The sequence below is a fragment of the Paenibacillus popilliae ATCC 14706 genome (genome assembly GCF_000315235.1).
Lineage (GTDB): Bacteria > Bacillota > Bacilli > Paenibacillales > Paenibacillaceae > Paenibacillus_B > Paenibacillus_B popilliae.
In genome coordinates this window covers 1-25,970 of the sequence record NZ_BALG01000244.1, presented here as the reverse complement: position 1 = coordinate 25,970, position 25,970 = coordinate 1, and the positions used below count along the sequence as shown (strand labels likewise).

Annotated in this window: 28 protein-coding genes; 7 read left to right on the top strand and 21 right to left on the bottom strand. The window is 52.6% G+C overall.

Annotated features, from left to right (window positions below):
- Positions 1-121 precede the first annotated feature (121 nt).
- From PPOP_RS22860 to PPOP_RS20855, 5 genes are all read right to left on the bottom strand, one after another.
- The gene (locus tag PPOP_RS22860; RefSeq protein ID WP_006287424.1) at positions 122-274 is read right to left on the bottom strand and encodes a hypothetical protein; all 153 of its coding nucleotides are present in this window, start codon (positions 272-274) and stop codon (positions 122-124) included.
- 28 nt (positions 275-302) lie between these two features.
- Complete coding sequence (locus PPOP_RS15155) at positions 303-1,130, bottom strand: purine-nucleoside phosphorylase (RefSeq protein ID WP_006287423.1); 828 nt, start codon at positions 1,128-1,130, stop codon at positions 303-305.
- Positions 1,130-2,104, bottom strand: a complete 975-nt coding sequence (locus tag PPOP_RS15150) for a tyrosine recombinase (protein ID WP_006287422.1) — start codon at positions 2,102-2,104, stop codon at positions 1,130-1,132. The genes PPOP_RS15155 and PPOP_RS15150 overlap by 1 nt, the downstream gene beginning before the upstream one ends.
- A 144-nt stretch (positions 2,105-2,248) precedes the next feature.
- Complete coding sequence (locus PPOP_RS15145; RefSeq protein WP_006287421.1) at positions 2,249-2,485, bottom strand: DUF4227 family protein; 237 nt, start codon at positions 2,483-2,485, stop codon at positions 2,249-2,251.
- Positions 2,486-2,676: 191 nt separating this feature from the next.
- Positions 2,677-2,850: an alanine dehydrogenase gene (locus PPOP_RS20855; RefSeq protein ID WP_006287420.1), complete on the bottom strand. Its 174-nt coding sequence runs from the start codon at positions 2,848-2,850 to the stop codon at positions 2,677-2,679.
- 232 nt (positions 2,851-3,082) lie between these two features.
- Here PPOP_RS20855 and PPOP_RS15140 point away from each other — a divergent pair, with 232 nt between their 5' ends.
- A complete protein-coding gene (locus PPOP_RS15140; protein WP_042229125.1) occupies positions 3,083-4,495 on the top strand; it encodes a S8 family peptidase in 1,413 nt (470 codons plus the stop codon).
- A gap of 15 nt (positions 4,496-4,510) precedes the next feature.
- Here PPOP_RS15140 and fur read toward each other — a convergent pair whose 3' ends face one another.
- From fur to PPOP_RS15120, 4 genes are all read right to left on the bottom strand, one after another.
- On the bottom strand, positions 4,511-4,990 hold the full coding sequence (fur, locus tag PPOP_RS15135) for a ferric iron uptake transcriptional regulator (RefSeq protein ID WP_006287417.1): 480 nt from the start codon (positions 4,988-4,990) through the stop codon (positions 4,511-4,513).
- Positions 4,991-5,092: 102 nt separating this feature from the next.
- Positions 5,093-5,737: a stage II sporulation protein M gene (gene spoIIM, locus PPOP_RS15130; RefSeq protein WP_042229123.1), complete on the bottom strand. Its 645-nt coding sequence runs from the start codon at positions 5,735-5,737 to the stop codon at positions 5,093-5,095.
- A gap of 122 nt (positions 5,738-5,859) precedes the next feature.
- Positions 5,860-7,071, bottom strand: coding sequence for an endonuclease Q family protein (locus PPOP_RS15125; protein ID WP_006287415.1), 1,212 nt, complete (start codon positions 7,069-7,071; stop codon positions 5,860-5,862).
- Positions 7,059-7,646, bottom strand: a complete 588-nt coding sequence (locus tag PPOP_RS15120) for an NUDIX domain-containing protein (protein ID WP_006287414.1) — start codon at positions 7,644-7,646, stop codon at positions 7,059-7,061. Before PPOP_RS15120 ends, PPOP_RS15125 begins: the two co-directional genes overlap by 13 nt.
- Positions 7,647-7,799: 153 nt before the next feature.
- Here PPOP_RS15120 and PPOP_RS22855 point away from each other — a divergent pair, with 153 nt between their 5' ends.
- Complete coding sequence (locus PPOP_RS22855; protein ID WP_159101846.1) at positions 7,800-7,949, top strand: hypothetical protein; 150 nt, start codon at positions 7,800-7,802, stop codon at positions 7,947-7,949.
- A 370-nt stretch (positions 7,950-8,319) separates the two neighbouring features.
- Here PPOP_RS22855 and PPOP_RS15115 read toward each other — a convergent pair whose 3' ends face one another.
- Entirely contained in the window at positions 8,320-9,450 is a 1,131-nt protein-coding gene (locus PPOP_RS15115) for a M20/M25/M40 family metallo-hydrolase (protein WP_006287413.1), read from the bottom strand.
- An 89-nt stretch (positions 9,451-9,539) separates the two neighbouring features.
- On the opposite strand from PPOP_RS15115, the gene prli42 reads away from it, so the two are divergent.
- Positions 9,540-9,638 (top strand): stressosome-associated protein Prli42, encoded by a 99-nt coding sequence (prli42, locus tag PPOP_RS20850; RefSeq protein WP_093471069.1) that lies wholly within the window; start codon positions 9,540-9,542, stop codon positions 9,636-9,638.
- A gap of 158 nt (positions 9,639-9,796) precedes the next feature.
- Here the strand turns inward: prli42 and lipB are convergent, their stop codons facing one another.
- From lipB to lpdA, 5 genes are all read right to left on the bottom strand, one after another.
- Complete coding sequence (gene lipB, locus PPOP_RS15110; RefSeq protein WP_006287412.1) at positions 9,797-10,525, bottom strand: lipoyl(octanoyl) transferase LipB; 729 nt, start codon at positions 10,523-10,525, stop codon at positions 9,797-9,799.
- A 76-nt stretch (positions 10,526-10,601) separates the two neighbouring features.
- Positions 10,602-11,942: a dihydrolipoamide acetyltransferase family protein gene (locus PPOP_RS15105; RefSeq protein WP_006287411.1), complete on the bottom strand. Its 1,341-nt coding sequence runs from the start codon at positions 11,940-11,942 to the stop codon at positions 10,602-10,604.
- Positions 11,943-11,960: 18 nt separating this feature from the next.
- Positions 11,961-12,944 carry an alpha-ketoacid dehydrogenase subunit beta gene (locus PPOP_RS15100; RefSeq protein ID WP_006287410.1) on the bottom strand — a complete coding sequence of 328 codons (984 nt, stop codon included), beginning with the start codon at positions 12,942-12,944 and terminating at the stop codon, positions 11,961-11,963.
- Positions 12,935-13,966 carry a thiamine pyrophosphate-dependent dehydrogenase E1 component subunit alpha gene (locus tag PPOP_RS15095; RefSeq protein WP_042229121.1) on the bottom strand — a complete coding sequence of 344 codons (1,032 nt, stop codon included), beginning with the start codon at positions 13,964-13,966 and terminating at the stop codon, positions 12,935-12,937. The genes PPOP_RS15100 and PPOP_RS15095 overlap by 10 nt, the downstream gene beginning before the upstream one ends.
- Positions 13,967-14,102: 136 nt before the next feature.
- Entirely contained in the window at positions 14,103-15,530 is a 1,428-nt protein-coding gene (gene lpdA, locus PPOP_RS15090; protein WP_042229119.1) for a dihydrolipoyl dehydrogenase, read from the bottom strand.
- A 190-nt stretch (positions 15,531-15,720) separates the two neighbouring features.
- On the opposite strand from lpdA, the gene PPOP_RS15085 reads away from it, so the two are divergent.
- Complete coding sequence (locus PPOP_RS15085) at positions 15,721-16,089, top strand: DUF2627 domain-containing protein (protein WP_006287407.1); 369 nt, start codon at positions 15,721-15,723, stop codon at positions 16,087-16,089.
- 54 nt (positions 16,090-16,143) lie between these two features.
- Here the strand turns inward: PPOP_RS15085 and PPOP_RS15080 are convergent, their stop codons facing one another.
- The 3 genes from PPOP_RS15080 to PPOP_RS22850 all read right to left on the bottom strand — a co-directional run bounded on the left by PPOP_RS15080 (position 16,144) and on the right by PPOP_RS22850 (position 20,669).
- The gene (locus PPOP_RS15080; protein WP_006287406.1) at positions 16,144-17,637 is read right to left on the bottom strand and encodes a VanZ family protein; all 1,494 of its coding nucleotides are present in this window, start codon (positions 17,635-17,637) and stop codon (positions 16,144-16,146) included.
- 234 nt (positions 17,638-17,871) lie between these two features.
- The gene (locus PPOP_RS15075; RefSeq protein ID WP_006287405.1) at positions 17,872-20,112 is read right to left on the bottom strand and encodes an ATP-binding cassette domain-containing protein; all 2,241 of its coding nucleotides are present in this window, start codon (positions 20,110-20,112) and stop codon (positions 17,872-17,874) included.
- A 398-nt stretch (positions 20,113-20,510) separates the two neighbouring features.
- On the bottom strand, positions 20,511-20,669 hold the full coding sequence (locus PPOP_RS22850; RefSeq protein ID WP_159101845.1) for a hypothetical protein: 159 nt from the start codon (positions 20,667-20,669) through the stop codon (positions 20,511-20,513).
- 275 nt (positions 20,670-20,944) lie between these two features.
- Here PPOP_RS22850 and PPOP_RS19550 point away from each other — a divergent pair, with 275 nt between their 5' ends.
- Both PPOP_RS19550 and PPOP_RS15065 read left to right on the top strand, forming a co-directional pair.
- Positions 20,945-21,259 (top strand): helix-turn-helix domain-containing protein, encoded by a 315-nt coding sequence (locus PPOP_RS19550; RefSeq protein WP_006287403.1) that lies wholly within the window; start codon positions 20,945-20,947, stop codon positions 21,257-21,259.
- A 23-nt stretch (positions 21,260-21,282) separates the two neighbouring features.
- On the top strand, positions 21,283-21,735 hold the full coding sequence (locus PPOP_RS15065; protein WP_006287402.1) for a VOC family protein: 453 nt from the start codon (positions 21,283-21,285) through the stop codon (positions 21,733-21,735).
- A gap of 297 nt (positions 21,736-22,032) precedes the next feature.
- Here PPOP_RS15065 and PPOP_RS23495 read toward each other — a convergent pair whose 3' ends face one another.
- Positions 22,033-22,185 carry a hypothetical protein gene (locus PPOP_RS23495; RefSeq protein WP_234399861.1) on the bottom strand — a complete coding sequence of 51 codons (153 nt, stop codon included), beginning with the start codon at positions 22,183-22,185 and terminating at the stop codon, positions 22,033-22,035.
- 257 nt (positions 22,186-22,442) lie between these two features.
- On the opposite strand from PPOP_RS23495, the gene PPOP_RS15055 reads away from it, so the two are divergent.
- Positions 22,443-24,026 carry an ADP-ribosyltransferase gene (locus tag PPOP_RS15055; RefSeq protein WP_006287400.1) on the top strand — a complete coding sequence of 528 codons (1,584 nt, stop codon included), beginning with the start codon at positions 22,443-22,445 and terminating at the stop codon, positions 24,024-24,026.
- Positions 24,027-24,353: 327 nt separating this feature from the next.
- Here the strand turns inward: PPOP_RS15055 and PPOP_RS15050 are convergent, their stop codons facing one another.
- Together PPOP_RS15050 and PPOP_RS15045 are read right to left on the bottom strand one after the other, a co-directional pair.
- Positions 24,354-24,878 carry a P-loop nucleotide/nucleoside kinase family protein gene (locus PPOP_RS15050; protein WP_042229116.1) on the bottom strand — a complete coding sequence of 175 codons (525 nt, stop codon included), beginning with the start codon at positions 24,876-24,878 and terminating at the stop codon, positions 24,354-24,356.
- A 207-nt stretch (positions 24,879-25,085) separates the two neighbouring features.
- On the bottom strand, positions 25,086-25,970 hold an 885-nt coding region (locus tag PPOP_RS15045), incomplete at its 5' end, for a flavocytochrome c (RefSeq protein WP_234399860.1).

Below are 25,970 nucleotides of genomic sequence, written 5' to 3'. Positions count from 1 at the left end.
GACTTTCACCGGCTAGATGATGCGTGCTTCGCTGGGCACGCCGACATAAAAAAAGTTTCTAGCAAAACCAAAGGTTTCGCTAGAAACGGTATCCCCATGGGAAGGTTGAGGGAACGGAATCTTATGGAACTGTTGTTAGAGAAGCGCTATCAAGCACGATGGCGTCGGCTCCGGCCGCAATCTTCTTGCTCATGACCGACGCCCAAGCGGCGATCTGATAATCCGTCAGCTCGTGACCTTCCCGTTTTTTGTGAATGATGTCGACTGCCCTCATCTTCGCTCCTCCTAACCGGATGCTGTCATCAAGCTAACATTTTTGGAATCAGCGCCAGTACCAGCTTCAAGAAGGCGTCCTTCACTTTTTCTGTCGTCTCCATCACCTCGTGATGGGACAATGGCTGATCAAGTATTCCCGCCGCCATGTTGCTGATGCAGGAGATGCCTAGCACCTCAAGACCCGCATGACTGGCGACAATGACTTCCGAGACAGTGGACATGCCTACCGCGTCCGCCCCCATCGTGCGCAGCATGCGGATCTCGGCCGGCGTCTCATAGTTCGGTCCGAGCAGCCCGGCATAGACCCCTTCGCGGAGCGAGAAGCCCTGCTCCTCAGCCGTGACCTTCGCAAGCTGGCGCAGACGCGGGCTGTACGCCTGGGACATGTCCGGGAATCGGACGCCCAGACGGCTGTCGTTCGCCCCGATAAGCGGGTTGCTTCCCGTTAAGTTGAGATGGTCGCTAATGACCATCAGGTCACCCGGCTTATAGCCCGTATTGATGCCGCCGGCCGCATTCGTGACGAGGAGCTTCTCTGCGCCGATCGCCTTCATGACCCGTACCGGGAACGCCGTCACTTCTGGAGCGTAGCCTTCATACATATGAAAGCGCCCTTTCATCATGACGACCGCGCGTCCCTCAATCGTGCCGATCAGCAGGTTTCCCGCATGACCTTCGACGGTATAGACTGGAAAATGTGGAATTTCGCGGTAAGGAATCGTGACGGGATTCTCAACAAGATCGGCCAGCACACCGAGACCCGAGCCGAGAGTCAACCCGATCTCTGGACGGACGCTGGTACGGCTCTCAATATAGGATGCCGCTTCCTGGATGTGTTCATAAGCTCGACTCATTATTTTTCCTCCCCGACGGATGATGTTCTGGCGCGCGGATGCGCGTGCGTGTATACATCCTTCATGCTCGATCTTGACATCTGCACGATATACCGCTGTGTCGTCGCTAATTCCGTATGGCCGAGCATCTCCTGCACCGCTCGCACGTCAGCCCCATTCTGTAGCAGATGCACGGCGAATGAATGGCGCAGCGTATGCGGCGTAAGCGGAAATCGCAGCTGGAGACACTCCGCATATTTCTTCATCGTCTTCCAAAACCCTTGCCGGGACATCCGCTGTCCGCGCACATTGAGAAATAACGCCTCTTCCGGCATCTCCGCCGCCGCGGCGCTCCGTGTCGTCTCGTCTCCGTTAGCAGGCCCTTCTCCGAGCAGCCTGGGCCGCGACGCTTCCAAGTACCGCTGAATCGCCTCAGCCGCGGCTTGTCCAAGCGGGATGACCCGCTCCCGATTCGCGGAAGTGCAGCGCACGAAGCCCAATTTGGGCTGCACGTCCCCGACATTGATCGCCATCAGCTCGGACACGCGCATGCCAGTCGCATACAGCGTCTCCAGCATGGCACGATCGCGGATTCCTTGCTCTGTCGCAAGATCCGGCAGATGGAGCAGGCGCTCAGTTTCCTCCGGTGACAATATCTCAGGTGGCTTCGCTTCCAGCTTCGGCCGCTCCAGTCCAAGCGTCGGATCAAGGTCCAGCCATCCTTCGCGGATGCAAAAATGGCAGAAGGAGCGAATCGAAGCGATAAGGCGGGAAATGCTCGATGCAGCCCGCCCTTCCCGCTTTAATTGAAATACATATTGATTTACGTGAAAAGGCCGGATTGCCGCAATTGAATCCAGTCCGCTCATCGTATCTGCTCTCAGGAACGCACGAATATCCCCCAGGTACGCGGCTCGAGTATGCGCGGACATTCGCCGCTCCTGCGTTAAATGCTGTTCATAACATTCGATGCACTCTTCTATCGGATGCTGCATATAAAATCTCCTTGCTGCGTCTTTTTCCCACCATAGAGGCGCTAGACTTGAATAGGGGTTCCTTTATTCTTTCCACATATTCTTTCCACGCAGGTTCCATACATTCCTGCTTCGGACCGTGTGCCTGATGCGTGAACGCCATGGTTATTCCCCCAGCCAATAAAACAGGCGAAGGCGTTCCATGAACGTATGGGGATCGATCTCCGTCGCCCCCTCAATCTGGAACACCTTCATCGCCTTCCCCTGCGGCTCTCTATATTTTTCGACAGGAGATATCCAGTCGGATACGCTTCCCAAGAGGTGGGCCATCGCATACGTCAATAGCAAAAAGAGCGCCACGAACTTGAGTCGGTTCAATACTTTGCGAAGCGACACGATCATTCTCTTACGTCCTCCCTATCCGAATCGTCCCGTTACTCGTAACCTATGAGACAAGCGGATAGGATATGCCATCGGCATGAAAAGGGCATTAGGCAGACAGGAACAGCTCCGGACGCGGCTTCTAGCCAAGCGATTCCGCGACGACCCGGTGAACGATGCCGCCCTCGTACGTCGTGAGACCGCCTCTCAGCTCAGGCGCGCTGGATCGCTTTCTCCAACCCCAATGAAGCCAGCTTCCGCACATACGGGAGCGTGGCAAGCGCCAAGGCCAGCGTTGACGTGCATGGCACGGCGCCCGGCATATTGGCATCGGCATAGTGGACGACGCCATGCTCGAAGAAAGTCGGATGTTCGTGCGTCGTCACGCGATCCAGCCGCCCTGATCAATGGCGACATCGACAATTACCAATCCTCATCTTGAATCGTCCCTAATGAACAATATTAGGCTTTCCTGGACATGAGCTCCACCCTCCTTTCAGGCGACAAATGCATCACTGAGGCGTCACCGTCTTCCATCCGTCCCCATACTCTAATCGTGTGCCCCTATTTGAAGGCATAATGGAACTTAACCTGAATGGAACGGGAGGATGGGAGAGCATGCGCAACTTAACCCGCATGTTACAAGCCCTCGTGCACGGGAAGCCCGCCCGGCACACGGTACGGAAAATCATCGTGCTGAAAGATCGAAAAAGCTTCAATACGTGCGTTCACGAGTTGAAAAAGCAGGGCATCGTTCCCGTGAAGCAGGTAAAATCGGCCTGCATGCTATGCTGTCATGTTCACCCTCATGCGAAGCTGGCCGAATTAATCAAACATCCCAGCGTACACAGAATCGAGAATGATGCCCGTGTTCGGGCTCATGCGGTTGGTCGGGGGCGGCGTTCTTCTTTCACTAAAGTGCGTTCCATAATGCGGAGCTATCCCTCAACCAAAGGTCAAACCGCTTCAATACAGTACATTTCATGGGGGGTCCAGCGAATAAATGCGCCTAAAGTCTGGCCGGTAACCCGGGGCAAGGGAATTCGGCTTGCGATTGTCGATACAGGTATCTCGCCCCATCCGAATCTTCGCATCTCCGGTGGGATCAACACGACTCATCCAGGAGCATCCTATGATGACGACAACGGCCACGGCACCCATGTGGCAGGCACCGTCGCAGCGCTCTGCAGAGGGCATATCCTGTGTGGTACAGCTCCCAACACGGAGCTGTTTGCAGTCAAGGCTCTGGATGAAAAGGGCGAAGGCTATGTATCCGATATCGTAGAAGGTGTCGAATGGTGTATCCGGAACCGGATGGATGTCATTAATCTGAGCCTGGGCCTGAACGGTCCCAGCAAGCTGCTGCGCAACACGATCCGCCGCGCCCACCGCCAAGGTATCACTATCGTCGCTTCCGCCGGCAATAACGGCAAGGATGCCAAAGCCATCGATGAGCCGGCCAGCTATCCAGAGGTGATCGCGGTCGCTGCGACCGATAGGCTCAACTGCATTGCCGCCTTCAGCAGCCGCGGCAAAGGAATCGATGTCGCGGCTCCCGGCACAAACATTGTCTCAACGAGCTATAAGGGCGGCTTCGCTGAAGATTCGGGGACATCGATGGCGGCGCCACATGTCTCGGGCACGGCGGCATTGATGCTGGCCACCTGTCCCGATATGATGCCGGATCAGATTCGCTCCGCGCTGGTTCATACTTCCCGGCAACTGCGCGGGAAGCCGGTGACGGCCCAAGGCGCAGGACTCATCAATGCGTACAGGGCGGTCGTGTATACGGTAAAAGCAAAGCACCACGCCGATGAATCGGTCAATTCCGCCCTGCCGGCAGCGCTTAGATCAGTTCGCCCGGCGAGAAAGAAGCTGACACCTTCGCGGCAGCCCCGTCCATCCGCGGCCGCAGCAGGCGTACCGTGCGCATGCCAGAAGGCAGCAAGAGCCGCCTCAGGAAAGCAATGTTCAGCAAATCTGGCAATAAACCCCATCCAACACAAATTAAATAAGCCTCGACGTCGTTGACATCGAGGCTGTATGTTATGATTCATCATTCGATGATGATTCCTTGCGCAGGCGCTCCTTCTCCTGACACTCCCGGCAAATGCCCTGGAAGTCAAGTCGATGGTCGACGACGTGGAACTGAAACTCCTTCTCCAGTCGCTCCTCAAGCGGGCCCAGCCAGTCTTCCTGAATCTCATCCATCGAACCGCATTGGACGCAGATCAAATGATGATGGTGGTGCTTGTTGTTGTCGCCGCGCAAATCATAACGGGCTACACCATCTCCGAAATTCAATTTTTCCACCACGTGCAGCTCATTCAGCAACTCCAATGTCCGATACACGGTGGCAAGACCGATTTCAGGGGCCTTTTCCTTCACTAGCATGAATACATCTTCCGCGCTAAGGTGATCCTCTTCGTTCTCGAGAAGAACGCGAACGGTTGCTTCACGCTGGGGTGTCAGCTTGTACCCTTGGGATTGCAGTTGTTGTTTGATCTTCTCAATACGCGCTTCCATGATCTTCCCCCTTGCCCGCCTATCCGCAATTCTATTCGCTTCTATCATTATAGGGGGAGAATGCAATAAGTGTCAAATCATTTACGCAAATGAAAAAGGGTCTCATCCTCCGGATACCATTCCGGCAAGCAGTGGCGCGGCCAGCTTCATCAAGAAGGGGGATACCCAGGTCATGACAGCCGCAACGACGGCCATTCCGGCGGCCGCCGATGCCTGAACGAGAACGAAGCGGCCTAGCGGCTCGCGCAGCGACTGAACCTTGGGCATGAAGACCCGGTTCTTCAAAATATACGTCGCGAACGTAATCGAAGCGACGCTGGCGATCAGAATGAGCGGTATGGCCAGTAGATTATGCGGGGCGACCGAAGCGAAGGCGAACAGCATCCCCTTCCACCCGTATTGGCCGATCAAGGTGCCTACCGTAAAGCCGATGAAGATTCCTTTGGCAAAGACAAGCACAAGGACAAGCGGCAAGCCGACGATCGAAAAGCCCAGCAGCGCGATCAACCCAATCCATTTGCCGTACAGCATGGCGGAATCGGCGAACATCCCGGGCTGATCCGGCGATAGACTATCTCCGTCCAGCATGACAAAGAAGTGACCGAGATGACTGCCCAGTTCCTGCTGCTGCTCCAGCGTCAACGCATTGACGAGCAGCACCCCGAACACGACGCCGACCAAGAACAAAATCGAGAAAAAAAGGTACAAATGAAGTTGCGCGTGAAACGAATATGATGCCGGCTTCATGCGGGGAACGGCTCCTTTCCCATACGATGGACTCACAGCGCCTCTGTGTCAATCCAATATATGCGGCAGCTCGTTAACATATGAACGCGGGAGCCGTCCGTTGTGTGCGGCAGGCCTCGCCGCTACGTGACGACTTTGCCGTAGGTTCCTCCCCCGCCGCTCACCAAGACCAGGTCTCCGCTTCGCGCTTTGACAATATATTCCGCCGTCTTCGCGCCGACCGTCTCGGTCAGCTGCTCCGGGGTCGCCTGATGCAGCACCGTCATCTCGGTGCCGAACCGGTCGAGCAGCTTGTTCAGCGTACGGGGTCCGACGCCCGGAATGAACTCCAGCGGAATCTGCATAAAATATGGTGGGCGATGAGCGGGAACCTGACTGTAGTCCCGATCCGAGATGGCGTGAATGCGGTCGAGCACGCCCTGGACGATTTTGGTACTGCCGCAGGCGGGGCATACCGGGGGAAGCTGCGTCGTCTCGGGGACGGCTCCGCATTCCGTGCAGCGCGAGCGGTGGTATTTGCCCAGGCTCGGGTTCAGCCCATAATTGGCATTGACGCACCGACCGTCCCGGTTCTGAAGCGCTAATGCCCATTCCTTGAAGCTGGGTTTAGAGACTGTCAATTGGTTGTACTCCCGGGCAATCTTGCGCAGCGAATGGGCATCCGAATTCGTCAGCAGTGTGTAGCGATCCAATTCGGAGATAAGACCGGCCATCTCGGTGTCGGCGCTAAGGCCCAGCTCCACCGCATCGATAAGCTCCATGTCCAATACATTCGCCATCCGATCGGAGCATTTGCCGTAGATGCTCTTGAACGGCGTAAATACATGCGCCGGAATGAATACGCCCCCGTGCGCGACCGTCTGTTCCTGCAGTGCCCGTCCCGAGGCGTATACCCGCTGGGAAGACAGATTCATATTCGTTACGTAAGGCGACAGCCACGCCGAAAAATGACGCATCGCATCGAAGCTGGGAAGATAGCACAACACATGCGCCAGCCCGAGCCCTTCCGCCCGGATTTCAAGCTCGGCTCCAAGGAGCAGCGTCGTGTTCCGATAGCGGATGCCGCCATCGGCCAGCTCCTCCATCTCTCCACGCTCAAGCAAGGCGGCGATGTCCTCCTGTACGCGTGGCGCGTGAGCGTCAATAATCCCAACCAGGTGCAGCCCTTTGCGCTCCGATGCTTCCTTCGCAATCGCTTCGAACGTCAGATCCCGGCTTGCGCTCATCTTGCACGGTGCGCCGCAGGACGTGCTGCCGATATGGATATGGAAATCTCCGAACACGCGCATGCCGGTGAACTTCGAGCCTTCCGCAGGTGTGATTATACCGGCCATGAGCCCGTCATCTCGTATATTTTCCATGCATACAGCGCTTGTATTGTCTTCGCATCGCCGATTCGGCCCTGACGCATCGCCTCGAACGCTTCTTCCATCGTCAGCACGCTCACTTCGAGGAACTCGTCTTCGTCTGGCTTCATCGTACCTTCTTCCAATTCATTCGCCGCATACAAATAGATTATCTCGTCCGCGAACCCAGGAGAGGTCGAGAACGTCCCAAGTGGAATCAGGGAAGCTGCCCGGAAGCCTGTCTCCTCCTCCAACTCCCGCTTAGCCGCATCCTCCGGCCGCTCGCCCGCGTCCAACTTGCCTGCCGGAATCTCGACCTGCGTCCGCTCAAGCGGCTTGCGGTACTGCTCGACGACAAGCATACGCCCGTCCTTGATCGCCAGCACCGCGACCGCGCCCGGGTGGCGGACAATTTCACGTGTTGCTGTGGTCCCATCGGGTAAAGTAACCGTAACGACCTGAAGATCGATAATTTTCCCTTCAAAAACGGTAGACGTATCGACCGTCACTTCTTCAAGCGACGGGCGAATTTTTTCTTGATTAACATCATCATGCAAGCTCATCTCGTGGCCACTCCCTAATAACAAATGATTGGCTCATCCTTCCCGGGGCTGTTCAGCTTCGGAGCGAGCCATCGCTATGCATACATAATTCCGTTCGATGCAACATACTCATTATACCAAAACGGCTCGTCCGAACGAAATGAGGGTAATGACATGAAACAATATTATTCCAAGCAGAAAATGCGGTTCGTAGGGAAAAGCTATGAAATTCGTGCCGAGCTGAGAAGGCTCATGATTCGGGAAGGCCTTACCGCCACGTTGTCCATGACGCTCCAAAAGCTACAGAGCCGAGCTAAAACGTAGAGAAGCATGGCTTTGCGGACGACCGCAGCTCGCCGCAAACACAAAGTGGGTACCCCCCCCCGACACGATGCCTTGCTTCTCTGGAATCTGACGAACTATTCAAGCCGGACCGGGTCATCCGCGCATCCCAGCGGAATGTTAATTTCCAAGTCCCTTGTTCTGGCCGTCCAGCCCAAAAAAGCTTCCGTTCCAGGTTACCCTGACTCAGAAGCTTGAGGCGGCTTGCGGTATTGAGCCGGCGAACACCCGACCATTTGCTTGAACAGGCGGTGACCGGGAAGCGGCCCGAAGCCGGCACAACCGGCGCGGTACGGACCGATTCCCGGCGTGGTCCGAACACAGCAGGCTTCCATTCGAATCGCCCGGCCGCTTACGCCTTGGCCGCCTCTTCGATTAAGGCAACGACCAGTTCGCTCGTACGTACCAGATCGGATACGTGAATGCGTTCGTTCGTCGTATGGATATCTTCATAGCCTACGGCCAGATTGACCGTCGGCACACCCATGCCGTTAAAAATGTTGGCATCGCTGCCGCCGCCGGAATGGAACAGGCGGGATACGGAGCCGATGCGCTCGATAGCGCGCTGCGCCAGCTTCACGACTTCATCCTTTTCCGTGAAATTGAACGCAGGATAGACGATCTCGCACTTGAATTCCGCGCGGGCGCCGTATTCGGCTGCCGCGCTCTCCAGCGCTTCCTTCATCATCTCAACCTGGGCTTCGACTTTGCTCTGCACGATGCTGCGGGCTTCGGCGTCCAGCTTCACATAATCGCAGACGATATTCGTGGCGCCGCCGCCTTCGTAGCGGCCGATGTTGGCTGTCGTCTCATGATCGATGCGTCCCAGCGGCATGCGCGCAATTGCCTTGCTGGCGACCTGAATCGAGCTGATGCCATCCTCGGGATTCACGCCGGCATGGGCCGACTTCCCGAAAATCTCCATCGAAATCTTCGCTTGGGTAGGCGCCGCCACCGCGATAGCTCCGACCTCTCCGTTCGAGTCGAGCGCGTAGCCGAGATCGGATTGCAAATACTCGGCCGACATGGCTCGCGCCCCGACGAGGCCCGATTCTTCACCGACCGTAATCACGAATTGAACCTGTCCATGTGGGAGTTTCGTCTCTGTGATGACGCGAATGGCTTCGAACATGGCCGCCAGACCTGCCTTATCGTCCGAGCCGAGAATTGTAGTGCCGTCGCTGCGTATGTAACCATCCTCTCCGAGCTGCGGGCGGATACCGTTGCCCGGCTTGACCGTATCCATATGGGAGGTGAAGAACAGTCGGGTGCTGCCTTCCTGTCCCGGCGTCGCCGGCCAATTCACGATCAGGTTGCCGGCGCCATGCCCCGTCGCCGAAGCTGTATCGTCCTCGGTCACCTGCAGACCCAGCGCTTCGAACTGCTGCTTGAGCACGTCGCAGATCGCGCGTTCGTTTTTCGTCTCGCTATCCACATGCACCAATTCCATCAAATGCTTCACTACTCTATCCTGTTGAACCATATTCGCTTTCCTCCTGACGAATTGTTCGTTACAATAGGGGTAATGATCTGAAATTCAGCTATCGCTGAAGAAAGGAGCTTACCCGTTATATGCAATCCAAAAAGTGGTTCAAAATCATCGTCTATCTGATGCTGGCGGCCATGCTTGTGTCCACTGCGCTCGTGCTGATCGAGCCGTTTTTCGGCTGATAGCCCCACATCCGGAACTGGGAGGGACAGGCTGTTTCCGATAGGTTACCCTGCCCTCCCGCTAATCCGGCTAATCCCGCTCAGCCTGCGCTCCATCACTCCGGTCAACCCCCTTCCGCCCATACTGCGGCGGGAGCCCGCTCCGGTTGAAGCCGCTTCTACCTGCGCAGCGATTCCAATGGCTCAACGATCGGAGGATCGTACTCCAGCACCTCAGCTAGGTAAGGCAGCAGTTGTCTGCCTACGTCCTCTACCGTAAATTCCATGCCTGTGCAGTCCTCCAGAGAAGTGACCCCATACTCGCTAATTCCACACGGCACGATGCCGCTGAAGCCGCCTGCCTGGATGCCGCTCTTGACATTCAGGGCGAAGCCGTGGCTCGTGATAAAGCCCCGATGTTGGCGGCATTTATTGAACTTGACGCCGATAGCCGCCAGCTTCACGTCGCCAACCCAGACACCGGTATATTCCGGCTTGCGGCTTCCCTCAACCCCGAAGGAAGCGAGGAGCCGAATGATCGCCTCCTCCAGGGAGCGCAAGTAGCCGTGAAGGTCGATCCGCTTCCCTTCGAGCAGCAGAAGCGGGTAGCCGACGAGCTGCCCCGGACCGTGGTAAGTGATATCCCCGCCGCGGTCAATCTGATAGACGGCGACGCCTCGCTCCTTCAATTGTTCGGGAGACAGCAGCAGATGCTCCGGATGACGCTGCGATCCGATCGTGTAGGTCGGCGGATGCTCAAGCAGCAGCAGCGTATCGTCCCGCTCGCCGCTATCCACCTGCTTCACGATGCTTTTTTGGAGCTCCCACGCTTCGCCATAGCCGGTGAAGCCCAGATGATGAACACGAAGTCTTCTCCCACCTAATGCCGATTCTTCCGTTGCATTCATCCTGATATCGCCTTCTTCTGTCAAAAGTCTTTACTCATCCTGTTATCAGGCCGGGTCCTTTTGCCTTCGCCTGTTCTCAGTATACCTTCGTATCCCGTGTATAGCCTTCCAGATTCTCCTTCACCCGCTGCAGGAAGCGACCGCAGATGACGCCGTCCAAAATGCGGTGATCGAGCGATAAGCACATGTTCGCCATGGAGCGGACCGCGATCATGTCGTTGATGACGACCGGCTTCTTGACGATCGACTCGAACGTCAGAATCGCCGCCTGCGGGTAATTGATAATCGGGTAGGACAGAATCGAGCCGAACGAGCCCGTATTGTTCACGGTGAAGGTCCCACCCTGCATATCTTCGGGTCTGAGTCGTCCTTCCCGTGTTTTACGCGCCAGCTCGTCGATTTCCCGGGCGAGGCCCGCAATGTTCTTCTGATCCGCCTGCTTGATGACTGGCGTCAGCACCGAGTCTTCCGTGCCGACCGCCAGCGACAGGTTGATATCCCGCTTAACGATAATCTTGTCGACGGCCCAGACCGAGTTCATGATCGGATAATCCTTGATCGCGTTGACGACCGCCTTCAGCACGAAGGCGAGATAGGTCAAATTGAAGCCTTCCTTGCGCATGAATTCGTCCTTGACCTTGTTGCGCAGCAGCACGAGATTGGTCACATCGACTTCAATCATCGTCCACGCATGTGGAATCTCAGAGACACTTTGCCGCATCCGGCTGGCAATCGTATGGCGGATAGGCGTCACGTCAATGAACGTCTCCCCGCAGCCGGCCTCCTCTACATCGATGGTCGGTATGCGCGGCAAATCCGCCAGATGGAGCCCCGAATGGCGCACTGGCACCTGAGCCGCAGGCGGCAGCGGATCCGAAGAAGCTGCCGACGCTGCTTGGCGAAGCGTCTGCGCGCCCGTAACTGCTTCAGGGGATGCTGTATAAGCGCCAGACTCAACGGCCGCCAGCACGTCCTTCCGCGTAATTCGGCCGCCTAAGCCGGAACCTTGCAAGCGGGTCAAATCGATGCCATGCTCGAACGCCAGGCGTTGGACGGCGGGCGAGTAGCGCCCGCTCCTATTTTGCCCAGCGGAAGCTGGCGCCGGGACACTGCCTTGCGCGGCGGCAGGCTTGCTCGCCCGCCCTGCGCCCGCCGGAACCGCGGCCGCTTCCGTGCGGACGCGGCAGATGACGGCGCCGACGGCGACGGTCTCGCCCTCTTGCGTGATAATTTGTTCCATGATGCCCGCTTCGGTAGCCGGAAGCTCGGCGACAACTTTATCGGTAATGACTTCACAGATAGGCTCATACGCCTCGAACGATTCCCCGGGCTGCTTCAGCCATTTGCCAATCGTCGCCTGCACGAGAGATTCGGCCAACTGTGGCATCGTGATTTCTTTCCCATTAACATCAGACATTGATTTTCACTCCCGTCCTTAGAACAATGCCAGCTCGCGCATGGCATCCTTGACCTTATCCATGTTCAACATAAAAACCTTCTCGAGCGGAGGGCTGTACGGGCCTGCCGGAATATCCGGGCCGCACAGCCTCTTGATCGGCGCGTCCAGGTCGAACAGCAGTTCTTCCGCAATCATGGCAGAGACCTCTGCACCGACCCCACCCGACTTGTTGTCTTCATGAATAATCAACACTTTGCCCGTCTTCGCCGCCGCTTCAAGAATCGATTCCCGATCCAGCGGCTGAATCGTACGCAGATCAAGAATTTGCGCGCTGATTCCTTCCTTCGCGAGCTCATCCGCAGCCTGCATCGCTATATGGACCGGCAGGCTGTAAGCGATGACGGTGATGTCCGTTCCTTGGCGCACGACATTCGCTTTTCCGATCGGAACGACATAATCCCCTTCCGGCACTTCCCCGCTTATCATGCGATAACATTTTTTATTCTCGAAGTATAAGACCGGGTCCGGGTCGCGGATGGCCGCAACGAGCAGGCCCTTCGCATCATAGGGCGTAGCCGGAGCGACGATCTTCAGGCCGGGAGTTCCGAAAAAGACCGATTCAGGACATTGCGAATGGTACAGTCCGCCGGCCACACCGCCGCCAATCGGAGCGCGAATGACAACCGGACAGGACCAGTCATTGTTGGAGCGGTAGCGGATTCTCGCCGCTTCGCTGATGATCTGGTTCGTCGCCGGGAACATAAAGTCCGAATACTGCATTTCCGCGATCGGCTTCATCCCAACCATCGCGGCGCCGATCGCCACGCCAGCGATCGCAGATTCGGCCAGCGGTGTATCAAGCGAGCGCGCTTCGCCGAATTGCTCATACAGCCCCTTCGTCGTCGTGAACACACCGCCCTTGACGCCGACATCCTCGCCGAGCACGAATACGTTGGCATCCCGTTCCATCTCTTCCTTCATTGCCGTTCGTATGGCATCAATATAATCGATTATCGCCATGTGCTTGCTTCCTCCTCCGCATAGACGTGCCGCAGCGCCTCTTCGCCAGCCGGGTAGGCCGCCTGCTCGGCGTAGGAGATCTCTCGATCCAATCTCGACTTGATGTCTGCGCTCAACTGCGCGTCCTCTTCCTCCGACCAGAGGTCGGATTCCATCAAATATGCCTTGTAACGGGGCAGCGGATCGTTCTTCCAGTTCCTGTCCACTTCTTCCTTCGTCCGATAGACCATATCGTTATCCGAAGTCGAATGCGGAGTCAGCCGGTACATGACCGCCTCGATAAGAGTAGGCCCTTCGCCCCGCAGCGCCCGCTCGCGAGCTTCCTTGACGGTGCGATACACCTCCAGCACATCGCAGCCGTCGACGCGCTCGCCCGGGAAGCCGTAGCCCAGTGCCCGGTCGCTGATGCGTCCTGCCACCTGCTTGTCCAGAGGGACGGAGATAGCATACTGGTTGTTCTCCACCATCACGATCATCGGCAGCTTATGCACGCCCGCGAAGTTGCAGCCCTCGTGGAAATCTCCCTGGTTGCTCGAGCCATCGCCCAGCGTCACGAAGGAGACCGCTCCTTCGTTGCGCATCTTCGCCGCCAACGCAATGCCAACAGCATGCGGCACTTGCGTTGCCACCGGACTGGAGCCCGTTACGATGCGAAGACGCTTGCAGCCGAAATGGCCCGGTAGCTGCCGGCCGCCGCTGTTCGGATCCTCCTCCCTAGCAAAAATAGCCAGCATCAATTCTCGTATCGTCATACCGACGGACAGAACGAATCCGTAATCGCGGTAATAGGGCAAAAAATAGTCTTTCTCTTTATCCAATGCAAATGCCGCACCGATCTGGGCAGCTTCCTGACCGATACCGGATACGTGAAAATTGATTTTTCCCGCCCGCTGCAGCAGCAGCGCCCGTTCATCATACATGCGGGCAAGCCGCATCTTCCGGTACATGTCTACCGCCTGTTCATCCGAGAGTCCGAGGGACTCATGCCTCGTCTTCTGACGAGTATTTATTTCCGGCGTCATAAAGCAGACCTCCTTATTCATTCAAGTCTGTCGCAAGTATAACACCAGGTACTAAGACTTGACTCTAAACATATTATACCCCTATCGTTCTGAAAAAGAAAACATCAGCTACGGTCAGTTCCCGCATCCGGATGCGTCAGATATGAATCGCTTTGCCTTCTACGCCCAGCATCGCCTCGGTCAATATTTCGGAGAGCGACGGATGCGGCCGGATCACCTGCCCCATCTCCCACGCGGTCGCGTCCAGCAGCATAGCTGTCGAAGCTTCCCCAACCAGTTCGGTCGCATGTGGCCCGACGATATGGACGCCGAGCAGATCGCGGGACTGAGCATCCGCAATCACCTTCGCGAACCCTTCCGGCTCCCCGTGCACCAATGACTTGCCGACCGCATGCAGCGGCACACGGCTTACCAACACGTCATAGCCTGCGGCTCTCACATCCTGCTCCGTCCAACCGATCGAGGCCGCTTCCGGACGGGAGTAGATCGCGCGCGGAATATTCCGCGAGTCATAGCCAACCGACGTATCGCCACACAGATGGCGTACGGCGGTCAGGCCTTCGGCTGCCGCGGCATGAGCCAGCTGCAGGCCGCCGATGACGTCGCCAATCGCATAAATATGTGACTCGTTCGTCTGCATCCACGCATTGACGCGGATGAACCCATTTTCCGTCTCCAGCCCGACATTTTCCAAGCCGATATGCTCGATATTGGCCTGTCTTCCTATCGATACGAGCAGCTTGTCCGCTTTTATGCTTACGCTCTCCCCGTTTTCTTCGATGATGAGATGAACTTCTCCCCGCTCTTCATCCTTATTTAGCCCTTCCGGCTGAAGCGCCGCCTGCGTATGGAAGCGGACGCCCCGCTTCGCCAATTGCCGTTGGAGCTCACGTGCTGTCTCTTCCTCTTCCATCGGGACAATCCGTTCCCCCGCTTCGATGACATCGACCTGTACGCCGAAGTCGGTCAGCATCGATGCCCATTCGATGCCGATGACGCCGCCTCCCAATATGGCGACGCGCGCCGGAAGCTTCTCCCATTCGAGCGCCTGATCCGTCGTAACGATAAGGTTTCCGTCAGCCTCCAGTCCCTGCAGCATCCGCGGACGGGATCCGGTCGCGATAATGAGATGCTTCGGCACGATGGTATCTGCCTCCTTGTCCGGGTACTCGACCGCTACCGAACCGCTCTTCGGGGAAAAAATGGACGGCCCCACTACCCGTCCGCTGCCGTAAATAACTTCAATCTCATGCTGCCGCATCAGCATCGAGACCCCTTGATGCAGCTTCTCGACAACGTCCCGCTTGCGGGCCTGGACGCGGTCAAAGCACAGCTTCACGCCCTCGACCTCGATGCCGTAGGTCGAGCCATTTACCGCCTCCTGATACACTTCCGCGCTGCGCAGCAGCGCCTTGCTCGGGATGCACCCGCGGTGCAGGCATGTTCCTCCCAGCTTCTCCCGTTCAATGACGACGACCGATTTACCGGCTTGCGCCGCCGCGATGGCCGCGACATATCCGCCCGTTCCTCCTCCCAAAATGGCTACATCGACTTGCTTTGTCATACCAAGCACTCCTTTTTTCGTCCGAATCCATTGATTCTATTGTACTCCCTTTTTCCGGCAGCGCCAAACCTGAATCTGTCAACCGCAGGCTTCCCGACGACATGATCTGATTAGACAATTCCCCGCTTTCAAGGTAAGATAAAACATAGGTAATGATTCATGATGAACATATTCCGAAGGTGATCTATTCATGAGGCAGGATACGCAAGTGATAGCCCGCTTTTTTGCCATATTGCTGCTCGTCATTCCGGGCCTTCTCGCGACCTTCGGCTTTCTAACGATGAAGAACGTCATCTTCGATTACATCGCCGACTGCGGGAATGACGGTCTCGCCGCCCCCTCCTTCGGCTGGCTTCCTTTCCTTGGCGGCTTTATCATGTTCGCCATCGGGGTCGCTTTTATTGGCGGTTGGGTGTTCTACCGCGACCGCAAACGGAACTACGTCGCCTCCCGCTTCCGCAAGAAGAAGGGGCTGCGGCCAGCCTCATTTAAGCCCATGATCGATCAGCAGAATAATGCCCGCAATGGTTCGTCTTCCGAACCTCCGGCCTCGCCATAACACAAAACGGTCTCCCCGCCATTCCGGACGGTTGGAGACCGTTTTGCTTTTCCATTATTTATCGGATCGGTCTTGATTCAGCTTGGCGCGTAGCCGTGTCAGTTCCCACTCTACCCGTTCCTCCGTATCCATTGCTTCGCCTTCGGCGGCCTTCTCTTCCTGCTTCGCCACTGCTTCGGGTCTCACCGAGGCAACATCCGGAGGCTCCGGTATCTCGTCCGCAGACAGTTCCTCCTGCGGCTCCGCCATGGCATCCGTCCGAATTATAAGCTGCGATCCATCCTGGAAGTCCATCGTGCGGCGGACAGGCGGATTCTCTTCAGCATCCTCCTTCGTCTCCATCAGATCGACCGTGCCCGAATATGGCAGCATCCGATCCGGAATCGTGATAACATTACGAGTTCCGCTCATTTTTTCATAGAAGAGACGCTTATCACGCCGAAACAGATGCAGCAACACATGCAGACCCACGAACACATTGAAGACGAGCCATAGAATGATGACGATCGGCGTAAATCCCCCTAGTTCTAGGATATAGCCGGAATTCAACACATAGAAAAATATATAATTGATCCCGCCGATGCCGAAATAAAGCAAGCCGTACCGGATGAGCAGCCCCTTGAAAGATAGCTTGTTTGTCCGCTCCGAATCCGCCGCCAAGCGGTCATCGATCAGATGAATGCGCGTCACCCATTTGCCGAACGTCTTCCCTTCGGTCCACAGCGGCATCAGCATGAAATAGACAAAAATCGTTATCGCCAGCACCCATCCATTGGACTGTAAGTCATTCAGGAAGTGATCGACGTCATTCCCGTTGTCTGCCACTATGAAAATAGCGATAATCCAGTAAATAAATCCGATGCATAAATAGTCGAGCCATAGTGCAATTATACGGCGCATAAAGCCGACCGGCCTACGCATCAGATCCACGTTCGCATCCAATTGGCTGATGTGCGGCAGGAAATACGTAATCAATGGAGCAAGCAAAAATCCAAGCGCTCCCCCGAACGTATTGAGCATCAAATCATCGACATCGAACAGTCGGTATGGGCACGCATAAATCCCGTATAGGCCCGTGCGTTGCGTCGTCTCGAAGAAGAGCGACACGACAAAGGCAATGACCGTCGTCGCCAAGAACGATCTTCGGAAATAATAACGAAGATATACCCCAAGCGGCAATGTTAAAGCGACGTTGAAGCCCGCCTGCCAGAAAGCCCGCTCCCCTAATATCGTCACATAGGTCGAAGGCTGGGACCAGACGACATTCGTCTCCTTCATAATGTCACGGATAAATGTGAATGGAGTCCATTGAGAAAATACACCGCTACCGCCGGGCACGCAGTTGTCGAGATTGGCTGGCAGAGGCAGAATGACAAGGTAGTACGCTGAAATAAAATAAAGCAGCATCGAGTACAGCACAAGCGAACGTACTTTGTTCACATAGCCATACTTACGATACTGGACGATTAAAAATGGCAGCGTCAGAAAAAAGGACACGATCGGAAACGTAATCAAAGCGGCTTGGATCGGAAATAAATAAGTATTCATCGTTGCTGGCTTCCCCTTTGTTGCACAATCATGTTTTATTTGTATTCAGCACACCAAGTCTTATATTTGACGGAGACATACGGCGATTCCTACTATGCTCATCTATTTTACCGCATTTTGCTGGATTCTCCAATAAAAATTGTGCAACATGCCTGCCCGCCGTCCGATAAAATGGCTTCATGCGACAGCCCATTGGACAAAGGAGGAATTCATTAAAGCCATTCTTTCGATCCGTTACAAATATCGCGCTGTAATGGATCGCTCACTGTTCATAATGCCAGGCGGTGGCCCTTCATAGATGACTTCACCGCCGTCCGTTCCCCCATCCGGCCCAATATCAATGATCCAGTCGCCCTGCCGGATCACGTCCAGATTATGTTCAATCACAATCACGGTATTTCCTTTCTCCACCAGCGTGTCAATGATCCTTAACATGTGGGAAACATCAGACATATGCAGGCCCGTTGTAGGCTCGTCCAGAATGTAGATTTGGCCTTTCTTGTTCAGTTCCTTGCCCAACTTCAAGCGCTGGCATTCGCCGCCGGAAAGCGTGCTGAGCGGTTGTCCCAAGGTCAAATAGCCCAAACCTACCGTGACGAGACTTTTCAATTTCGTCTGAATATCCTTAGTCTCGAAAAATTCCACGGCTTCCGCAATCGTCATGTCCATCACATCAACAATGTTCTTTCCTCTGTACAGGTACTGAAGCACTTCGGGTTTGAATCGACTGCCGTTACACGAACTGCACGTGACCCCTACTTTATCCATAAAGGACATGTTCAGTTCGATGATGCCCGTTCCTCCGCAGGTCTCACAACCGCCTATAGAGTTGAAACTAAATAGTCCACCGTCCACGCGATTTACTTCTGCGAATGCTTTACGGATGGAGGCCATAATGTCGGCATACGTGGCCGGATTGGAACGGATGCTGCCCTGAACCGGCTGCTGGTCAATACGAACCACCTCCGGATGATCCTTCGCAAACACTTCGTTGACAAGCGTACTCTTGCCGGAGCCTGCCACGCCTGTTACCACGGTGAACACGCCAACTGGCACGCGCAAACGGGCATTCTTCAAATTGTGCAGGCTGCTTTTTCGACTTTCCAAGAATGAAGTGACGGGCCTTGAATTTGGCTTCATGTCAGCATGTCGCGTTAGATATTGGGCCGTGAGCGTATCCGATGCCAGCAAACCTTCATAATCGCCGCTGTACATAATTCGGCCGCCGCCAGAACCCGCTCTCGGCCCCACATCAATGATGTGATCGGCCACTTGAATAACATCCGGATCATGCTCCACCACCAGGACGGTGTTGCCCTTGTCCCGCAGCTTGACGAGCAGCTCATTTAAGCGATACACATCACGCGGATGCAATCCGGTACTTGGCTCATCGAAGATGTACATGATTCCCGTTAAACTGCTGGACAAATGCTTGACCATCTTTACCCGCTGCGATTCGCCACCGGATAAGGTCGAAGTTTCCCGCGTGAGCGACATATAGCCAAGCCCGATCTCGCAAAGATTTCTCAAACGTTCTACGATCCCATCCACTACAGGCTTTGCCGTGGGCATGTCTATCTGCAATAAGACATGGATCAGCCCGTCCAATTGCATCTCAGTCATATCGAAGATGGAATAGCCCATGATTTTGGAGGACAACACCTTTTCGTTATAGCGTTTGCCCCCACAGGACGGACAGATGCCGATCGTGGTGAACTTGTTCATTTTCTTGGCTCCAACTTTGCTGGTTTCCTTCTCCGTCTTCACATTCAGCCGCATAAATCGAACAGCCAGCCCTTCATAGGTCGCGTTAATCTCATTGTCCAGATGACTGACCATGACCTTTTGCGGATCAGCGTACAGTAAAGTTTGAAGCTCGTCTTCTGTGTAATCCTTTATCTTCTTGTCGTTATCAAAAAATCCGGATTCACCATAGGTTTTCCACTGCCATCCTCCCGGCGCAAAACCCGGCAATAAAATCGCGCCTTCATGTAAGGATTTCTCTTTATCTAGCGCCGCATCAACATTTAGCGTGATGATCTTGCCAATCCCCTCACATGCGGGACACATGCCACTTGGGTCATTGAAGGAATACGCATTGGAATAACCGATCTGCGGCTTTCCAAAACGTGAATACAACAGTCGGAACAAGGCATTAATGTCCGTCACCGTTCCCAAGGTAGAACGTGCATTTCCTCCAAGGCGCTTTTGATCCACCACTACGGCCGTTGAGAGGTTTCGGATTTCATCCGCTTCAGGTCGGCTGTATCGCGGCAGAAACGTCCGGACAAAGCTGCTGTAGGTTTCATTGAGCTGCCGCCCTGCTTCTTGGGCAACCGTATCGAACACAAGGGAAGATTTCCCAGAACCGGAGACCCCGGTAAAGATCGTAATTTTCCCCTTCGGTATCTGGACACTGACATTTTTAAGATTGTTCACTCTGGCGTTCACGATCTCAATAAAATTTTGGTTCAAGTTGATGCCCCCTTTCTCCTTCTCCACGAAGTTTGTGCAACCTACACAAAAACATGCGGTGATCCATATGCAAAAATGTCTATATTAAATGTAAAATGCAGGTGATTTATGTTGAAAGAATGAACTCTAGGTGTCGCTGCTCACTCCCAATGACGGAAGGTGAACGGTTATTTATTATGAGGAATGTCGGAGAGAAGGAGGGGCGATTGGCGGTGGTGAATATTGCATACAACGACAATCATAAGGAGAGGCGTGTCGAAAAATAGACGAATAGGAAGACGATAAAGGTTTGACGGCCACACATCTTCCTATTCTCCACTTCGACTATCTCCATATTATGGTAGTGGATTGGAATAGCGATGTATTGGCTTATTTGCATAATTGAAGGCTGCAGCTTGTCAACGATTGTGGCGGATAGCGCCTCCTTTGCCGGAGGCCGGTATGCCGAGAAAAGGCTGTGGCGTTGGCAGCAATGCTGGATGCGCCGCCGCGATCGCCATAAACAGCGACTTTGGAGCAATATACTGCATAACGGACTGGATTCGTCTCTCCCTCACGAACGACGATCCGATTGGACTGCGTTATGGATGGCGTGGGATGTGCTTCCTCGGCCGTATTGTCTCTTTTAGGAACTCCTTCGGCTCGACCGATTACTAGGCGTGGCGGCGGTGCGTGCACACCCCACAAAAGCTGGCTATAGCTGACGGCAGTATTTCCCCTGATCATGGGAGTTGCCCCTATTCCATTCCTACAAGGAGGAACCATTCATGCCCGATGCTTTGCAAGACGAACAAATTGCCGCCGGACGTACGATCTGCCGGGCAGCGGCAGGATGACCGTAAGCGAGCGGACGCTCTCGCGTTACCTGGAGGCTTGCCGCAAAGGCGGCTGGGATGCGCTCAAAGCGAAGCCGCGCAATACGGCAGGACGAATGAAACTGGATCCGGAACTGCTTAGGCAAGCGATTGCCTTGCGTCGTGAACGTCCGGCGCGTAGCGTGGAGCAAATCATCTTCCTGCTGGAGCAGAGCGGTGCCGCCACGGTGATTTCTCTACCGACAAAATACGTAAGCACTGACACAAAAGACGGCACTGGCAACCGTATTGTTGCAAAATATATATTATTGTGTAATAATAATTTCTGTTAAATCAAAGCAAAAGGAGTAAAAAAATGGCGAAAATATATCCTTATCTTGGCTTTAATAGCGCAAAAGAAGCATTAGCTTATTACGAAGAAGTGTTTGGGGCTACAAATATTATGCGAATGCCGGTCAACAAAGAACAAGCCGAAACATTTGGTGTATCATTAGAGCATTTGGAGGATACGACTATTCATGCCAGTTTTAGTGTTCTAGGAGCTGATTTACTCTGTTCAGACTGTTTTGGACAATCTGTTCAAAATGGAAATCAAATCTCGATTATGCTAGATGTGAATAGCGAAGACGAAAAAGCTGTAAAAGAAGCGGATGAGTTTTTCGAGAAAGTTGCTAATTCTCGAACGGTTGAAGTAAAAATGCCTTATGAAGACCAATTTTGGGGCGGTAAAATGGGGCAATTTGTCGATAAATACGGAATTTCATGGATGCTCCATTCTCAACCTTATTCCAAAATACAAGGAAAATAAGAGAACAATAAATGGCGGATTGTAATAAGAAGTGATCGACACCTAAAAAACAAAAGGATCATGTTGGTTTTGGTGCTAGACTCAATATTGTCGCACTCTCGGTTCTCTGTTATCCAATAAAGAGTCTAGCACTAATTCCCAGCCCCACGGACAGGTGGGTTTTTCCAACTCCAGGTGGGAACGTAGCCCACTTCATCCGTTTGGCTCTTTGCTACTACCAATTCTATGATAGCTTAATAGGAAGGGAATGATAAGTTTTGTTCATTCTTAATGTGTCACCAGTTCCCATTTCTTTTTCTAGGTTATAAGTCCTATATGAGTCCCCGGACTACTCCCAGGTTCTTCGTTCACAGAAGAGCTTTCCAGCCCTTCACGTTCGATCTTTTCGTCGATCGCTTCTTGAATAAAAGCGGCCCGGCTTTTGCCGATACTTTTTGCTACCGCATCCACTTTTGCGCATTCCTCCTTCTTAGCCCAGTAATTTATCTGTTCATAACAAGGATGGCACATAAAGCATTCGACGTTTTGACGAGTCTAAGTACACAGTAAAGGTATCGATTTTAATACGGGGCTTCGGCAGGGGAGAAACAGACATATTATCGATACATATTATAACAATCTTTATTTTACTTTGAATGTAACTCCATGTTACTGTTCAATATTGTAACAGCTAGATTTTCAGTACATGAAACAGAGGAGATGATTTTATGGATGTAAAAAAGAATATCAAAAAAATATTTCTAACCGCAATGATGATGTTAAGTATTTCACTTCTCATGCCGGTAGCACAAATGAGCAGTGTGAACGCGCAAGCGACAGAAGCGGGACAAGCGAGCGGGGATGATTACTATCGGTTTTACTCAGGAAATCTAGTAAAAGAGTGGAACAATGCCGTATCTCCTTCGTGGCTAAACCGCCTTTCTGAAGAAGAAAAAGACAGTATCAGAGACTACACCGAAGATGCCGAATTAATTAACGGTTACCTTCGTAATGGTGTCAGCGATGACGTCGGAAATGGATATACTAGGCAGATAATTCGTGACGCAGAAAGCATAAGCAAAGGGCTTCAAAAATTTAACCTTTCTGAAGGGGTTGTAGTTTATCGAAATATTCATATGCCTGAGTGGGAAGAAGTGGAACCCTCCGATTTAATTGGCGCTGTGATTACCGATAATGCATTTGTGAGTACAGCGTTATATAAGACTAACCTTTTCAAAGGTAATGTAGACCTTGAACTTAATGTTCCCGCTGGCTATTGCGCCGCCCCTGTTATGTCGTTAGCTAAATATCCATTTGAATATGAGTTTTTACTGGACAAAGGAACGAGCTATGTGATTCGCGACGTGAGAAGGGAGAACGGCATTTTAAAAGCGAGCGCGGAGGTGTTGCCACTTGAGAGGAAGGAGAATGACCAATTCATAGTGAGCGATGAGGTGTTGCTAAATACAGAATTTACTGTTGTCGGTGATGCTACTAAGGATCTTGGTGGTCAATCTGAAAAATATATTGTGCAGGATAAAACCGGAGAGCGTTGGTTATTTAAAGTGAGTGGAAAACCTTGGAAATTTGATTGGGTGGGTGAAGCTGAGGTGGGTGCCAATAAACTATTACAGGCACTGGACCAGCCTTCAGTAGAGATTGAGAACGTAACACTTTACATACCGGGTGTAGGTAAACGGTCCGGTTCGGTACAGAAAATGATCGACCTCAAAACTTGGGGATTAAACTACCAATTTGGGAAATTAACGGATGAAAATCGGAAACAGTTACAGGAGTCCCAGATCATTGATTATTTGATTGCGAATCTGGACTGTCATGATGGTAATTTTGGTATTGATAGCAGCGGGAATATCGTAGCCTTCGATAAAGGACAAGCTCTTAAACACGTTGGCGATACTTCTAGAATTACCGAATGCACATCTAATCCAGATTCTATTTTATCCCTTATTTACAACAATAAATATAACCAACCATGCTATACATTCTTGTGGGATGGATGGTTGAAAAATGAATACGAAATGGATCTCATGTCCGTAAAACCGTTAATCGAAAAAATTGAAAGCTTATCAGAACCTGCTTTTTCAGATATGTTTAGAGCTTATGCAGAAGGACGTGAAAAGCAGCTTGGTGAATCAGCGAAAGAGTTTCTAGATGTTTTAGTGGAGCGGAAAAATACAATACGATCAAAAGTTGAAGATTTTTATAAGGAACTTGCAAGTAAGAAGGGAATTTCATTTGAAGGCTTTTTCCCTCATGCAGATGAAGTACCCGCATATAAACTTGCTAGTTAATCAATGATATTGTAATGAATGTTTTTGACTTCATCTTGAAGGTCGAACTGTCAGTCCGACCTTCAGCGTCAAACCTGGCACACCTTCAACAGACCCCGGGAATCATGAGAAGATGAGAGCAATTCCAAATCACAGGAGGTTGCCTCATGACGAAACAAGAACAACGCCGACAAGAATGGACCGCGCGCGTCGCAGCTTATGAAGCAAGCGGCCAGACGATGAAGGTCTGGTGCCGTGAACGCAACAAGTTGAAGCTGCTTTACTGGGATCATAATGGCTGGCCTCGTTACATTACTAGAACTTTGTTCAAGCTCCTGTACGTTTCGATTAAATTTCAACAACAAAACCAGTGTCATTTATTATTACATCTACTATCTCTGTTGTATGTCTTAAAGTTGTATCAAACATAAATTGTTGATTCGAGGGAGTTGATTCCAGTTTGTTCAACAAAAACAATGAGCGTTCTGTTAAATCATCATCTCCCCTCATACCTATACGTTCGATTAGTTTTTCTTTATCTGCTCTAAGTACGATATATTTTAATGTTACTTGTAAATCGGATATCTGTTTACAAAACCAGTCAAGTTCATCTTCTACCACAAAGTCAATGACGACATTGAAGCCATTTTGAATAAAATTCCTAGTTAAAGTAAGAATATTCTCCCACGTTAGACTTAAGCGATCCTCCCAAGATGTTTCTGATCCGTATTCATACATATTTAAAATAGAGTCGCCCTCAAGAAGAACACATTTCTTAACCATGTGAGCAAGTTTTTTTGAAGTTGTAGATTTTCCAACCCCGACTGGACCTGACACGAGATAAATTATATTTTTTTTGTTTTCATCTGACAATGGTGAACATCCTTCCTTAGCCAATTATTGAATATTTTATATGAAAATGAGGTTAACCAGATTAAGCCGATTAACCTCATAATATAAGTTTATTTTACAGACCTCCAGCTACCGCTATGACTTTTGATACGAGCTCTCATCTTCTAACAAGCTGCGGACGATTTGACGCTTACGCAGCCGACCGAAAAGGTTGGGGGAGAACTGTACTTATTTTACCGTTTTGGCGTATTCAGAGGATTTTATACCGGCTTGACGGCCGAAAATGATGATTTCCGCGACGGAATTACCACCGATTCGGTTCTCTCCGTGTAGACCTCCAGTCACTTCACCCGCAGCGAAAAGACCCGAAATAGGTTTTCCGTCATTGTCCAGGACTTCCGTATTCGTGTTGATTCTCACGCCGCCCATGGTGTAGTGAATTCCTGGTCCGATTTTGATGGCGTAGTACGGCGCAGCGGACAGGTCGTGATCCATTCCCGTCTTTCTGCCGAACTCGGCGTCTTTCTTATTTTTTACCGCACTGTTCCACGTATCAAGGGTCTTTTGTAATTGATCCGCCGGTACGCCGATTTCTTGAGCCAGCGCCTTGATTGTATCCTCTGTCTTCACAAAGCCCATTTTTTCATATTGTTCGACTGCTTTCGCACGCGACTTGACGCCGGAATCGAAAATAAGGAAAGCGTTTTTTTCCGGCAGCTTATTGATCGCCGCAGTTACGCTGTCACGGGCAGCCATTTCGTTGATGAACCGTTCGCCTTTGCTTGTGATGAGAATGGCTCCTTCACCGCGTACCACTTCACCGATAAGGTAGGAGTTTTCCTGCTGCACCGTTGGGTGAACCTGGATGTATTCCATATCGACCGTGGTGCCCCCCAAGTTTTCGATCATTTTAATGCCGTCGCCAGTGCTTCCTTCCTGGTTCGTCGTCACATAGCCTTCCAAATCCGGCCGAACTTGGGCGATGATGTCCATGTTAGCCCCAAATCCTCCAGCTGTAACCGAGGCCACTGAAGAACTTGCGTTTTTCTTCGGAGGCGGTGCAGATAGTATAAAAAGAAGACATTCACCCCGCGTTTTGGAGATGAATGTCTT